This window comes from Pseudoalteromonas sp. G5_S1_54_S4 (assembly GCF_054968565.1).
On the sequence record NZ_JBQKUL010000070.1, the window covers coordinates 1 to 13,834 of the forward strand.

Genomic DNA, 13,834 nt, shown 5'->3' on the forward strand with positions numbered 1-13,834 from the left:
CCACAGACCCAATCTTATTAAGTAAAAAAAGCACTTATAGATAAGTTTATGGACGAGCACTTACAAGGCATCCCTACCAGTGCTGACGTTGATGAAGAGTTTGAGCTTTATTGGGAAAAAGAAAAGCGTCTAGAACTTAAGAATTTTGCCCACGAGTAAAAGCTAAACCAAGAACGCTTAGAAAAGCTAGTAACACGTTATGAGCTAAGTGACGAAATGCCATTAAGGGATGACTTTGCTTGATGTACTAGAAACTAAACCCAGCCTTTTACAACACAGAAAAATACTGCCAGTAATACCGGATAAATTTAAACACTTTGTTGATACGTTTATCGCAGAGTTTTAAAAGGCTGTGGCGGTATTTATTGTAAACCGTCAACGGTTGACGGTTTAGCAAAATGAAGACTTTTAGCTCCTAATTAGTCGTAAGTTTGCACGCAGGTGATTATATGTATTCAGTCCAAGCTAAATTTGATCATTCAATTTTAAAAACTCCAATAGTGCTCAGTATCAGAAATAAGATAGGTTAGGGTCATTGCTAACTTTTCTTTACAAAAAGTTTATACATTGAAAATACTAGTTTTTTTCACATAAATGTAGTGAAAGATCTAAATGCAGTTATAATTCTTTCGTTTTTTGGGGCAGTGACATAAAACAAGGTTTTTTGGTTTGGCTCGCTCCTTTATTTTTGTGTGATTTTCAATAATTAAAAAGGATAAGGAACTTTAATGGACTTTTACAACATACTACTTGCAGCTTTATTAGTTGTTATCTTAATGGGTGTTATCAAAGGGTGTGGTGAAAATAGAAGTATAATCGTTTTTAGAGATTACGATGATTTGGGACTTACGTTTGCAGTGCCCGCCTCATTTTATTTTATTACTCTCATCATCACATGGATGGGTGGGAGTGAAAAATTTAGTTTAGTTATTGGCGGTGCTGTATCTCTTTGGCTTTTTACTATTGTGATGAAAAATACGTATTTAGATAACGATAGAAATGTAGGGAAGTTTTTATTGGCTATGATCACTAAAACTCCCTTAGCTATTATATGGATTCTTAATCTGATAAAGCTATTGAACCCAGATGGGAAAGGTGCACAACGAACACGCAACCGCTCGGAAGCGCTATTAATTTTAACATTCCTAACTCCTGTTATCGGTCTATTGGTAGTGGAAAAAACGGGAAGCTACTTTAACCCTAAAAGCTGGATTCATGGACGAAGAGTAGGATCAAAAATTAGAAATAACTTATAGCTTGTACTTTACGGGTACATTGTTGTTAATGAAACCTAGCTTTTTTTCCTTTATGTTACTTACTTTTTTATGCTTCTCATCGCTGTGCGCATCTTGCACGAAGCCTCTAATCAGCAACATTCAGTCTTTCTTAATGTTCCAGGGTAACAGTGGCGCTAGGTTATTAGTCTGCTCAGCTCGGTGCTGTTAGCAAGTAGAAATATAATCATGCACCACAAGGTCATTGGCCTTTGCGGTTTATACCGAAAGAAAAACGATGCCGAACACATGCTGCCCAACTTCATAAGTGTGCTGGTATTACATAAGCGTCTGAGCAAATGCATCTAGCCTTGATTAACATTCCAAGGTAGCTGCATATTCTCTCCAGCTTTGATCACTAAAATCACTTGTAAATGATCACATTTATGCTCTTAATGATTTTGCCGATCAAAGCTTAATACCACTCGTAACCGAGTTCACGTTTTATCATTTTTGTAGGTGTGTTAAACCGTTATCTGAATCGTTTGATGAGGATAACAACAATGACAACAAGACCTATATCTATGAGTAAATTACATTCCATTTTACGGCTGAAGTACTCAGCACAATTATCCCATCGAGAGATTGCCAGAAGTTTAAATATTTCATCTGGTACTGTGGCTAATTACCTTAAAAAGGCCAATGAGTTAGGCTTAAATCAATGGCCAATACCAGAGGATAAACAGCAAAATACATTTTTCAACACCAAACTCAAGCGCTTCTCAACGCGTAAAAAAAGACACCCTACGCCTGACTGGTTAAATATCAATAAAGACTTAAAACAACATAAACACCTAACATTACAGCTCGGATTTGATGAGTTACTTGAAAAAGTGGGTGAGCCTTATTACAGCTACAGTCACTTCTGCCGAGCTTATAAACAATGGTTAGGTACCCAGCGACTCTCAATGCGTCAGCAGCATAAAGGGGGTGAAAAGCTGTTTGTGGATTATTGTGGCCCCACAATTACCATTACTTGTCCGACGACACAAGAAAAGCGCACTGCTCAGATATTCGTTGCTGTGCTAGGTGCATCAAATTATACCTATGTTGAAGCAACTGTCGGAAGGCAATAATTATAAATAGTTCGTTACATGTAACTGTAGCTAACCTTATGTTTTATATAACTTTGTTTAAGGTTACACTTTTGGATGTTTTTAACTATCTCAAAAGTAACCTTAATTTGAAATTATTACCATTAAATTCAGGCAATTAGCTGTATATTAGTTGCGTTACATTGTTATTGTCCGCACGAGCATTGCTCAGAGCCATGTTTTTTCGTATTAACGTAGCATTTTGTGATTGAACTTTAGCGAGCATAGCTTTCAATTCTGCCACCTCAGACCGCAACTCTCGATTGCGGTCTTTGTATTTATTAAGTTCAGTTTGTTTGGCATCACGTTGCTGTCGAATGTCTTTGTTTACACCGCCTTTAATACGCTCTAATAGTTCAGGGCAATCACGGTGAATCAATGCTCGACTTACACCTGCTTCTTCGGCAACGGCAGCGACACTCATTTTACGTTTATGAGAAACAGTATTTGGACGACCTTTTTCGATTCGAACAATGGCAAGTCGAACCGCTTTATGTGTCGCTTTTTCTTTCTGGTTAGACATTTATCACCTCGATATCCTTTCTCTCGTTAATCTCTTGCTTCATAGCTTCAACATCAATACCCAATGCCACTAGAACCTTTTCACAGCGTTCCATGCCTTTTTTTACCGCCGCTCTACCAGCTTCACCAATATCATCCAATTGCATCAGTTTCATTTGCTGCACTAGCATTCCCTCCCAATAAGGCAGGTGTCGCTTATCTACAATGCCGCTTTCACAGCTATCAGGCTTACCACACTTACACTCATCATCATTGGTGCACCACCCAATACCTGTTGAGCGAATTGGTATGGAGCTAGAGTATGCCTTTGCCATAGCACTAAGAGAGCCAAAAGATTTAATTAACTCTTTATCCTCACGGACCTTCATGATGTTTTGAGCTATGTCGCCACCAGTGATAGGCGTGTCTAGTTCAAACCAATCTTGCTTAATTTCTTCTTCAACCAGATATTTCTCTCGAAGCATTTCTTCAAACAATTCAGCATCCAAAGCATCATTAAAGGCATACAAAGTGGTCATGGTAATTGACCAATGTTTAAAGTGATCTTTTAATGCTCTCAAGTCACCTAATTCAGAGTGAACCGCATAATTAGCAAAGGTACGTCTGAATTGGTGCGCTGATAGGTTCCAATTACTCCCTATCTGTTCACATAAGTTTGGCAACCTAGCGTTAGTCATTGCCACCCCTGACAATAGGTAAATTGCGTTTCCTTTTCCCCGGTTTTTCGATAGGCAGATGTGGTTTGATATTTCCTCAAGTCGATGTGCTTCCACATGATCGTTGCTTGCTTTCGCTTTTAGTAAATCACACTCAAGTTGATCTTGAAGTGGAGCGCTCAAACGGCCAAGAATATCAATCGCTTCCGTGGCTATCCTTGGCGCAATCCACTCAGCTAACCCTGTATGTGTTTTCTCAGAGACAGTTTCGATGTGGTAGTAAGTGGTGTCACCTTTCGTTTCAGAGCGATACGCATCACGCTTAATGCCTAATATTTCATGGATACGCATACCCGTTGTGAGTAACAGCCAGAAGATACAGCTATCTCGCAGTAGCAATGTTTCTCTCTTTTTTGACGATTTCAGAATTTCATCAGCTTTATCTAGGTATGATTTAGTAAACTGGCACAGCGGAATTAGCACTTTATTTGGAATAATGGGGGTCTTACCTTTGGTAATGGCTTCCCGATACGCTTCACCAACATACCCTGCTTGCTCATTAGCGGTTGATTGAGGCCAAGGATGCTCTTTGACAAAATCAAACTCTTTGCAGTGGTAATAAAGGTCTTCTAGAATGCGGAATCTATCCACCTTGGTGACTGCTGTCAGTGGTTTAGTCTCGCCTTTTCGTTTTGAGTGCAGGGTATTTACATGCCTAACGTAGGCATTTGAGGTAAAAGCTGTCAGCCCATGTGTAACTGTAGTATCTGAACTTAAAACCCACTGAAAATAACTTTTCAACTTGTCCAATGTTTTCACAAGAGTATTAAGAGCTAACCCCTTTTTGAATTTGCTCCAGATTACCCACTTTGCCATGCGCTTCATTTGAGTATCATCAATCGTAGAAAAAGTAAGGTTTAATGCACTTGCTATAGTTGCTTTCGTACCTTTACTAGCAGGAAACACCCATACATCTTCCTCAAATCGAGATAGCGTTTGGTATTCACCATTGGCGAGTTTAATGTAGGTCACGATACCCGTTAGAGAGCCATCAATGACTTGCTCAAGCGCACTGGTGCTTGGCTTTGGACATTGCTGAATTGCAAACTCAGCTTGTGTGAGTATTAACTCAATTGAACTCATTGCGTCACCTTCAACATATCAAGGTTTTGCCAGTACGGATGTGGATTAGATCTTGCCCGTTCTTTTTCAGTCTCTACACGCTGTAGCTGGCCAAGCTTAGCAAATTCAGGGACAACTTCTTCATCTACGATTCTTAGAACATTTTTTAAATGACGCTTCCAGTCTTTACGACCAAACTCGTCACGGCTTCGAATAATCGCCCAATAAAAACTAAAGAGTTTATACAAATCATCACCTGTAATAACGAAGCTTTTACAGCGGAAGCAGCCTAAAAAGTCATTACAGAACGAGCCATTTTTCGGTGCTTTATCGCCATTCTTAGGGTCTTTACAATGCCCTACAGGGACGCTTGGCTCTGCGCACGTTAGCTCTTTAACTCGTATCTCACCCATTAAGCCCAAGTTGCGCTTTGATTGCTCGGGAGCTTGCAGGTAGTGGTCAAGCGTTCCTGTCCCACTGTGTTTGGCTTGCCGCGCAGCAATTAACAAACTCTCACCACTCAGCTCATAAATACCATTGATGAACGTCTTGCGAAAACGGCTTACATTAAGTTTCATCGTTCGACCATCTTCATCTCTTAAGTCGTACTCTTTGATGAATTTTTTGATGTTATATCTAAGCAGCCTTTCTGCTAGAGAGGAGGCCGTACCTCTCTCGGCACCTATGTGGGCAATTCTAGACTCATAGACAAATAACAAGTCGGAATCGATAGACTTTCTCACTTGGCTATTACGCTCAATGATAGCCTCAATAAGATAAGCCACATCAAGCTTTATTCCTTGCACTACTTCAAGTTCCTGTGATTTTCGTAAATTGTGCAATTGCGTGGAGTTGCCTCTTTTTTTGAATACGGTTAAGAGCTTGCGGCAATCTTTAAGTGGGTGGTCGGTCAATGAGTCGGTAGTCATATTGAGAAGCGGAGATGTGTTGATGCCTGTCTGAATCGCCACAGCTAACAAACACAGTGTTAACTGATAACCTGTTAGTGGTTCGGTCTTTTGATAAATCGGCTTAATTGCTTGTTTTAGCGCAACCACCACCTGCCTTTTTTCATGGGGAGTCAGTGGTTTCTCGCCCTTTGCACGTTTACTTGAATTTGGAAATGGGCTCTTAGGAAAGAAATCACTGTTTAGGTTTATGTCATCAATGACTGACCAATAGCCCTTGTCCCTCATGTGTATCAGCATTGACTTGAGATGAGTGTAGTAACCTTTTAGGGTGTTATACCCTAACTCACAACCTCTAAGGTGCAGTAAATATTGCTCGATCAACTCTGGCGTAATGTCATCTTGTGTTAAGTCCTCACCCGCTGAATACCTAAATAATGTAAGGTATTCAGCGAAATGGAAAAAACCATTTTTAAAATAACCTTTTTGAGTTTCCTCGCTAAGAGCATCGGTATTTTTCAGCAGAGCTTTTGCGGTGTAGTACACTCGATTTGTAATGTCGTCATAACCTTTGCCATAGAAACGAGTAAAATTGACGTTAGAACCATTGCCACCTTTTGAACCGATATTCGGGTAATTCACTACAGGGTTGATTGGTCGGACTATTTCTCGATTTTGAGCAGTGTCAGTTGTTGACTCTACTGCCGATGTTTTCTTTAGCTTGTCTTTGTTAATAGACAGTTTTTTTCTTTGTCTCGCCATATTTCACCTACACAATCGCATCAATCTGTTGTTGATACTCAATCGACAAGTCATCGACCAAATCATTAACCAAATGTAAATATTTCATCGTGGTTGTGATACTTGAATGTCCAAGCCGAGCTTGTAGGTACATCAACGGTTCAAATTTACTGCTTTTATGCTCTAACATTCCTTTCAGCATGTGCGTTGCATAAGTATGCCTTAACATATGCGGTGATACGTGAAAGGGTAATTTAAGCGACTTGAGAGCCTTACCAAAAGCAGAACCTTGAGAAGCCCACCCTTGACCATCAGGCGTTAAAAACAAGCAATTTGACTCCACTTCCGACTCTTGTTGCTTCTGAAAACGAGCCTCATTGACATAACGCCACAAGTCCTCCATCAATCGTGTCGGGATGTGTATTTTGCGCTCTTTCTCACCTTTGGTTCGTGAAATATTGACCTCATAGTAAGCTCTGTTTCCAGTAGGCTTTCTTATTATATTCAAGGGAAACAGCAACAGTTCTTTTCGTCTAATTCCTGTCTGTAGACATAAGCGAACCATCAGCTTTAAGGTTGAATTTTCAATCGCAGATAAAAGATCTCGCACTTCAATTACCGATAAAAATTGAGCTTTTTTCTCAAAGGTTTTCATCATCAAATCAGAGCTGTATTTCTTACCACCATTTCTTTCTGTATGAGCTAAAAACTGCTGGCCTTTATTCACTGAAACGGATTCTAGAGAGTAAGGTAATGACTTAAACCACTTACCGACGCCATAAGAATAGAAACGCACTATCGTTCTTAAATGCTGATTGGTTGAATTTACCGACATGCCAAACTCACCAACACAAAGGTCACGATAAGCACTGACTAACATTTCATCTTCACTGCTTTCTGAAATGTCTCGCCAATCCAAACTGTTCTGCTCACAGAATGTCAGGAATTGAGCTAGGTGATTGCCATACGTCCACCAAGTGTTCTCACTATTCACTCGACCTCGTTTTAAGCACTCATATACCAAGAACTGCAACGCCTCTACACAAAGCATTCCTGATTCAATCCCTAGATCTGAATTATCAACTTCCCACGTTAAGAGGGGAAAGTTAGGGTACTTCACACTTTCAATTTCAAAGTCAGATGTGGATTTAATGCAAAGCATAATCGCCCTAATTCACTGTATATTAACACAGTATAATTGTACGCATTATGCTTTGCTACAAAAATAAACGATTTTTTATGTGGACATTGGTATGTAACACGTTTCTGGACAAAAACGAGTTACTAATAATGACGATGATGATCGTATTATCGTGTCTTCATATAAATTAGTACGAAATACGAACCACAAATTATCTAGCATTGCTTTAAGATGAATAGAAGCCAAAAAGCCGACTTAATGTCGGCTTTTTGGCTGAGTGGTTTAAGGCTTAGCTTTCTACTTCTTCCCAATGGTTTTCGATTTCTTCTAGGCGAATTACTTTTGCAGCTTCCTCAGCTTCAGTATCCGACAGTAAATCAAGAAAATAACTTACGGGATTATTTTTCTCTTGGCTTTCCATATACAAAGCTCTTAAAGCCGCATCTGTAGTACGTGGAATTTTTGTTTGACCTTTCTCATAACGTGCAATTGTCTGTTCATCCACACCAAAACGTGTCGCAAGCATTTTTTGAGAAACATTCATTTCAATACGTAAAAATTTAAATTCCTCATACGCAAGAGGTCTGTTGCTGTCTACAACAGCCTGTGCTATTGCGCTATGAAGTCCGTTCATATCATCAATACTTGTATATTCTTCACCATCGATTTCTTCAACGGTAACACCATTTTTTAGATACACGTTTGATAAACCGCTTTCAGTATAATGGTACATATCAACCTCTTAATCTATCCATACAGTTACTAGAACTGACATAGGACTGTCATGATGATTCTTAAGTGCAACAGTCAACTCAATAACTTTGCCCGCTGCTAAACCTTTCAAGTTAAATTTCCAATCTCCAGAGGCCTCAGGGTATGGACCCTCTCTGAACACCGAATGTTTACTCTTAAGTAGAGTAATAATTTGTGCTGTAGTAACCCCTCGTTCATGCATGCGTTGTTTAACATGCTTGCTCCATCGAATCCTGTGGGTATAGTTCTCTGCCAGATCATTCATTATTTTTCTGGCTGTTCCCTCTGTAAGAGGAAATTCTTTAACGCCTTGTGGATTATTTTCAACCATGAACCACCTATCAATCTGATACCTATCATTTTGATAGGAAGGCAACGTATTGTCAACTATTACTTGAAAAAACTCTAAACGAACTTACTATCGCCGTAAGCAAAAAACAACCCACTACCACCTTCAGCAGAAGAATGAGTTTCTTTCCTAACTCGTCTTGGGGCAGAAATGAGTTTGGCAACATCGCCTCTGTTAGATTCCAATCAGCACAGAAAGTACTACCTCTATAAGAACTATGCTTTAGTTCAGTTCACCCTTACAACCGCAGATATTAACCATTAAAGGAGATGTTACACTTTTAAGTATGCATAACAATAATGTTTGAAACTTTTTAGCCTTCCCAGTCTGTTCCTTTCGTGTCAATAGAAGGTATGTACGACAATAAAGGTCAAAACTTAGATTCAATCAACGTGCCTACCCAAAGATAAATTGTGACAACAAAGATTGAAACTCACTTTTGGACAAAAACGTTTTAGACGTCGGCTGTATTAAGTTAATTTCTATGGGCTAACGCCGCATTAAGCGGTGAGTAATAGCTTGCTAAAATGTGGAACGAAGTGGAGCCGAGCAAGCTGTTACGAATGATCTTCACCCGATAAAGTGGACACCGTCCACGTTTCAATTAACTGCCAATTCAAACTCGGCAGGTGATTTATATCCTAAACTCGAATGCAATCTCAGTCTATTGTAAAAATAATTTAGGTAAACCTTTAATTTTGATAATAGTTTACCGCTGCTCTCAAATTTATTTCCTCGAATTAAATCTGCTTTAAGCGAATGAAAGAACGACTCGACTTCTGCGTTGTCAGTACAGCACCCAGGCCTATTCATACTGGCTTTGATGTTTTTGCTAGCCAAATACTTTTGTACAACGTGAGCACGGTATTCTGCGCCTCGGTCAGTGTGAAATAATACACTCTCTGTTGGCTGTCGTTTCTTTATCGCAAGCCTTAGCGCCTTTAACGTAAGGTCTGTTGTTTTGTTTTTACCAAACGCCCAGCCGATTACTCGACGTGAATATAAGTCGATAACCACAGCAAGGTAATGCCAACGAGCGCCGACTTTTAAATACGTAATATCGCCAGACCATTGCTGATTGATCCCCGTGGCCTTTTCACTATCTTTGCGTTTGTTTTCTATCTCTTTATAAAAGAACTTCACCTTCGCCGGTTTGCTGTAAGTCTTAAGGGCTCTGGCTCTTAAACCGTTTTCTCGCATTAAGCGGGCAACACGTTTTTGGCTTGTGTTTATACCTTCTTTTTTTAGCGCATGAAATACGCGTGGGCTACCATAGGTTTGATGATTTACATTGAAAACGTGCTTTATCTTCAACAACATATTAGCATCTGACAGCGCTCTAGCTGACACTGTTCTGTCACGCCAAGCATAAAACCCACTACGCGAAACATTAAGCCAAGAACACAAGTATTTTACACCTAAGGCTTGTCCGAATTTTGGATGAATCCAAATCGTTCTGATGTACTTCCGCCAGATACCGTTGCCACTTTTTTAGCAGGTCATTCTCCTGATTAAGACGCTCATTTTCTTTCTTAAGCTTTTGAATGTTATCCAGCTCTTTTTTTGTTGGGAATTTACTCATTGTTTCATTGTTGCTTTGATAGCGCGGTACGTTTTTAAACTTACCTTCTCGATACTCTTTTCGCCAACGACTCAGCATTAACGGATGAATATCTAGCGCCTCGGCAACGTCCTTTGACATGACATCGTCTCGTAAGCTTAGTTCGACTGCTTTGATTTTAAAATTAACTGGGTAAAACCATGTCTTTCTAGGTTGGGTATATCTAGGCATTTTAGCCTCCTCAAAGTAATGAGGAGGTGTCCACTAAAACGGGTGAGGAGCAAATCCGACTTTAATGCCTTGTTAGCTGCCTACTACACCTCACGTTTTGAATTAGTAACAAAATTGGTATTTGAAAGCGGAGAGCGATAATAATCCTCATCTAAAAAACGTAAAAGTTTTTTCAATTCAGCTTTTTCAGTAGGTAATTTAATCATTTCAATGCCCTCATCGGTAATAGTCTCAAATGGAATACTAAATTTTAGCGCAACAGCTTTCATTTGATTTAAAGGAACGTTATTCAAAATTTCGCTTTGCTGTACCAATGAGATCTTTCTTCTAATCCAGCTATCGGCCATATTGACAAGTTGGTTCGGGTCTTCAGCTTTTACCATTTCCATTGCTGCAAAGTCAGTAATATCAACATCAGTTGCTTCTTTATAATATTCACTTAAGTCGAATATTTGGCGAAGCAAATGAAAACTAAAGAATTTTAGCACTCCATTTTGATACGTTGCTGAAAGCTTAGTATCAATTGAAATACCAATGCCTTCAATTTTTTTGTACACATCTCCTGAATGAAATATCGATAAACCATTAGTGGAAATAATTTTGCGTTTATCAAAGTACTGAATTAATACTTTTATTGAATTATCTTCAGTTTCATATCCAGTAAATAAAGCCTTAATCGATGTGAAAAAGTTATTACAAGGTTCAACTTCCTCAACACCTAAAGGATTTCTAATCGTCTCTTCTAAATTATCAATATCATCATAATTTTTAATATAAAGTGCTTCACCTTGGTCTGGTTTATATTTACCGTCAAATTCAATTGACTGCTCTATAGCAGCATCAAAAGTTTCACTTTGATCTATTATTAAGTTTGATAATTCCGTTTGAACTTCTTCTGTGAGCTTAAATCTCACAATTCTTTTTGCTGGATCATTTGTTAGAGCAAATAAACTTAATAACATTATAACTTCTCCATAAGCATGCTGTGTGAAATTGACTTCACTGATTGTATTTGTTTGGGGCTTTTTAGCTCTCTTGTTGTAAGCAACGTATATACTACACCGCTCTCAGATTCTATTTTATAAAATCGATACTTAAATAAATATAGAATCGGATGTGATGGGATTGATGTCATTACCCAAAAGACAATAAATAAAATAAATGTAATTGCTGAGATTATTGTAAAATTTAGCTCTACAGCTCTCATGATAATCGGAGCTGTATAACTAGCAACAAAAGCCAAAAGAAATATATCTGTTGATTCTATTTTCTTCGCTTCAAATTTCAATACTTCAGTTGATTTTTCAACCATAGCTAATATAAGCAAAGGTATCGCAGTCCCCAGAATTGAAATTACAATAAGTTGTACAACTGCTGTATCGAACCCGTGAATATTGTACCTAACAAAAGCTAGAGCTAATAATGTTGGTGAAAAAGCAGATACAAATAAAAGAGTTTTCATCCAGTTACGCATAAACATCCTTATAGGCAGCTAACGCTTTGCTAAGCGGCAATAAAATAGCTGGCTAAAATTAGCGAGGAACGAGCAAAAGCCAGCTGTTTTTTGTCCGTTTAAGCAACTTGATACTCATTGAGCCTCCTCCCCAGCATCGCGATTATTCGCTACGCTGAAAAGGCAACCAACCTTACAGGAGAAAGCTCAATGAACTTTTACAATAACATGCATCCATATTATTGTGGAATCGATTTACACGCGCGATTACTTTACGTCTGTATCATTGATAATACAGGACTTATCCTTGTTCACAAGAAAATTAAAGATGACCCAGAAGCACTACTAAAACTACTTAAACCGTATACCGGTGACATTGTGGTTGGCGTAGAATGCATGCATTGCTGGTATTGGGTCGCTGACTTTTGTAAAGAACACACTATCGACTTTATTCTCGGTCATGCGTTATATATGAAGGCGATTCATGGCGGTAAAGCCAAAAACGATAAAATAGATTCATATAAAATTGCCAAACTCATCCGAGGGGGAAACTTCCCACTTGCTTATGTGTATGACAAAGATATGCGTGCTACGCGCGACTTATTACGCCGAAGAACTAAAATTGTTCGCCACGGGGCTGATTTAAAAGCCCATGTCGCCAATACCGCCAGCCAGTACAATTTATCTGCCCACAACGTGAATTTAAAGAACGTCTGCGACAGAGAAAAGATGCGCTATTACTTCCCTGACCCCGTTGTGCAACGATCTATTAATTTAAATATGGCCATACTCGATTGCTATCACAATGAGCTTAAGCCTTTAGAGCATTATATTGAACAAATGGCCAAGCAACACAACCCTGTCCACCTTAATATCTTGCAAACAATTAGTGGTATAGGCCGCATTCTCGCACTTACCATTATTTATGAAATTGGTGACATCAATCGCTTTTCAAGCGTACAAAAGTTCGCTTCATATAGTCGGTTAGTCAAATGTAAAGCAGAGTCTGCCGGCAAAACCTATGGCACCCAAGGTAACAAAATTGGCAATGCACATCTAAAATGGGCGTTCTTCGAAGCCGCTGTATTGCTGCTGCGTCACAATCATAACGCCAACAAATACCTCGAAAAACTACAAAAACGAATGAGCAAAGCCAAAGCACTGTCAGCGCTTGCGCATAAGCTTGGTCGCTGTGTTTATTATATGCTTAAAAAAGAGACGGTATTCGATGAAGCAAAATTCTTAAAGAGTTAGTCACGGTACTGAGTGAGCTGAACATCTAACTGGATATAAGGCTGAGCATCAATCAATTGGGTGAATTAATAACCAACAAGGTTTAACCTGATTATATGCCTACAGACCTAAGCCACTTGTCTTGATTAGACGCTCAGTACGCGTGCATTAATACAATAAACAAAGTCGCTTACACCTGACTTGAGCCTGAAACTAACTGGATCATAATGATGAAACCAGCCGCCTTGAATAGTGCCATGATGAGGTTAACCGATGAATGTCTAGTGCCCCAGCAACCCCAAAAGGATATGGGAAAAACCTGGCTGCGATGAGATCGCAATAAGAGATTACTGCGTAACGCACCCTAGATGTGTTTGCCGTAAGCTACTTGCTTAACAGCCGTATCGACAGACGAAGTAAACGAATTTGTTTATTGGTTTAGAATTGACCGTCAATTTATAAAAACGGTCAAAAAGAACACTAATGCCTATTGACAGAGTTAAGGCTCATATGTGTTAGAGCTATTTTTTAAAGGCTTTAATTATGGTCTCGAATGTAGTTAAATTTTTATAAGTAAAACAAAATAAAACAACGTAACAAGCAATACATTTATTTAAATCTATTACTGTAATTTCGTAAGCGCGCATTTAAGCAGTGCGCTTAGCTATAATCGAAGTCTAGCTGCACATTCCACGGCATTAGGTCGGTAAAATCATCATCACCCTCATCTCGATTCGGCAACGTTTTAAATAAATGCACAAAGTAGTAATAAGGATTGATGTCATTGGCACGGCAG

The 13,834-nt window shown here is 39.0% G+C and carries 11 protein-coding genes and 2 pseudogenes; 3 read left to right on the top strand and 10 right to left on the bottom strand.

All coding sequences use genetic code 11. The annotated features are described in order from the left end of the window. Positions 1 to 728: 728 nt before the first annotated feature. Positions 729 to 1,256, top strand: coding sequence for a hypothetical protein (locus ACTRWE_RS17890; RefSeq protein ID WP_290192215.1), 528 nt, complete (start codon positions 729 to 731; stop codon positions 1,254 to 1,256). A 521-nt stretch (positions 1,257 to 1,777) separates the two neighbouring features. Next, positions 1,778 to 2,344: pseudogene (locus ACTRWE_RS17895) on the top strand (sigma factor-like helix-turn-helix DNA-binding protein); the annotation flags it as partial. A 142-nt stretch (positions 2,345 to 2,486) separates the two neighbouring features. Here the strand turns inward: ACTRWE_RS17895 and ACTRWE_RS17900 are convergent. The 9 genes and pseudogenes from ACTRWE_RS17900 to ACTRWE_RS17940 all read right to left on the bottom strand — a co-directional run bounded on the left by ACTRWE_RS17900 (position 2,487) and on the right by ACTRWE_RS17940 (position 11,826). Continuing rightward, positions 2,487 to 2,891 (bottom strand): hypothetical protein, encoded by a 405-nt coding sequence (locus ACTRWE_RS17900; protein WP_024592037.1) that lies wholly within the window; start codon positions 2,889 to 2,891, stop codon positions 2,487 to 2,489. Next, positions 2,884 to 4,689, bottom strand: a complete 1,806-nt coding sequence (locus tag ACTRWE_RS17905) for a site-specific integrase (protein WP_024592038.1) — start codon at positions 4,687 to 4,689, stop codon at positions 2,884 to 2,886. Before ACTRWE_RS17905 ends, ACTRWE_RS17900 begins: the two co-directional genes overlap by 8 nt. Then, positions 4,686 to 6,338, bottom strand: a complete 1,653-nt coding sequence (locus tag ACTRWE_RS17910; protein ID WP_024592039.1) for a phage integrase SAM-like domain-containing protein — start codon at positions 6,336 to 6,338, stop codon at positions 4,686 to 4,688. The genes ACTRWE_RS17905 and ACTRWE_RS17910 overlap by 4 nt, the downstream gene beginning before the upstream one ends. 7 nt (positions 6,339 to 6,345) lie before the next feature. Next, positions 6,346 to 7,311, bottom strand: coding sequence for a tyrosine-type recombinase/integrase (locus ACTRWE_RS17915; protein ID WP_240452981.1), 966 nt, complete (start codon positions 7,309 to 7,311; stop codon positions 6,346 to 6,348). A gap of 436 nt (positions 7,312 to 7,747) precedes the next feature. Next, a complete protein-coding gene (locus ACTRWE_RS17920) occupies positions 7,748 to 8,191 on the bottom strand; it encodes a helix-turn-helix domain-containing protein (RefSeq protein ID WP_033102712.1) in 444 nt (147 codons plus the stop codon). 9 nt (positions 8,192 to 8,200) lie between these two features. After that, positions 8,201 to 8,542 (bottom strand): DUF4258 domain-containing protein, encoded by a 342-nt coding sequence (locus tag ACTRWE_RS17925; protein WP_008109362.1) that lies wholly within the window; start codon positions 8,540 to 8,542, stop codon positions 8,201 to 8,203. A 618-nt stretch (positions 8,543 to 9,160) separates the two neighbouring features. Further along, a pseudogene (locus ACTRWE_RS17930) lies at positions 9,161 to 10,352 on the bottom strand (IS3 family transposase). An 83-nt stretch (positions 10,353 to 10,435) separates the two neighbouring features. Then, a complete protein-coding gene (locus tag ACTRWE_RS17935; protein WP_462880425.1) occupies positions 10,436 to 11,314 on the bottom strand; it encodes a Kiwa anti-phage protein KwaB-like domain-containing protein in 879 nt (292 codons plus the stop codon). Continuing rightward, a complete protein-coding gene (locus tag ACTRWE_RS17940; protein WP_462880426.1) occupies positions 11,314 to 11,826 on the bottom strand; it encodes a hypothetical protein in 513 nt (170 codons plus the stop codon). Before ACTRWE_RS17940 ends, ACTRWE_RS17935 begins: the two co-directional genes overlap by 1 nt. A 189-nt stretch (positions 11,827 to 12,015) precedes the next feature. On the opposite strand from ACTRWE_RS17940, the gene ACTRWE_RS17945 reads away from it, so the two are divergent. After that, positions 12,016 to 13,059 (top strand): IS110 family RNA-guided transposase, encoded by a 1,044-nt coding sequence (locus ACTRWE_RS17945; protein ID WP_462880427.1) that lies wholly within the window; start codon positions 12,016 to 12,018, stop codon positions 13,057 to 13,059. 639 nt (positions 13,060 to 13,698) lie between these two features. Here ACTRWE_RS17945 and ACTRWE_RS17950 read toward each other — a convergent pair. Next, positions 13,699 to 13,834, bottom strand: a 136-nt coding sequence (locus ACTRWE_RS17950; protein WP_462880428.1) for a transposase domain-containing protein, incomplete at its 5' end; no start/stop codon positions are given.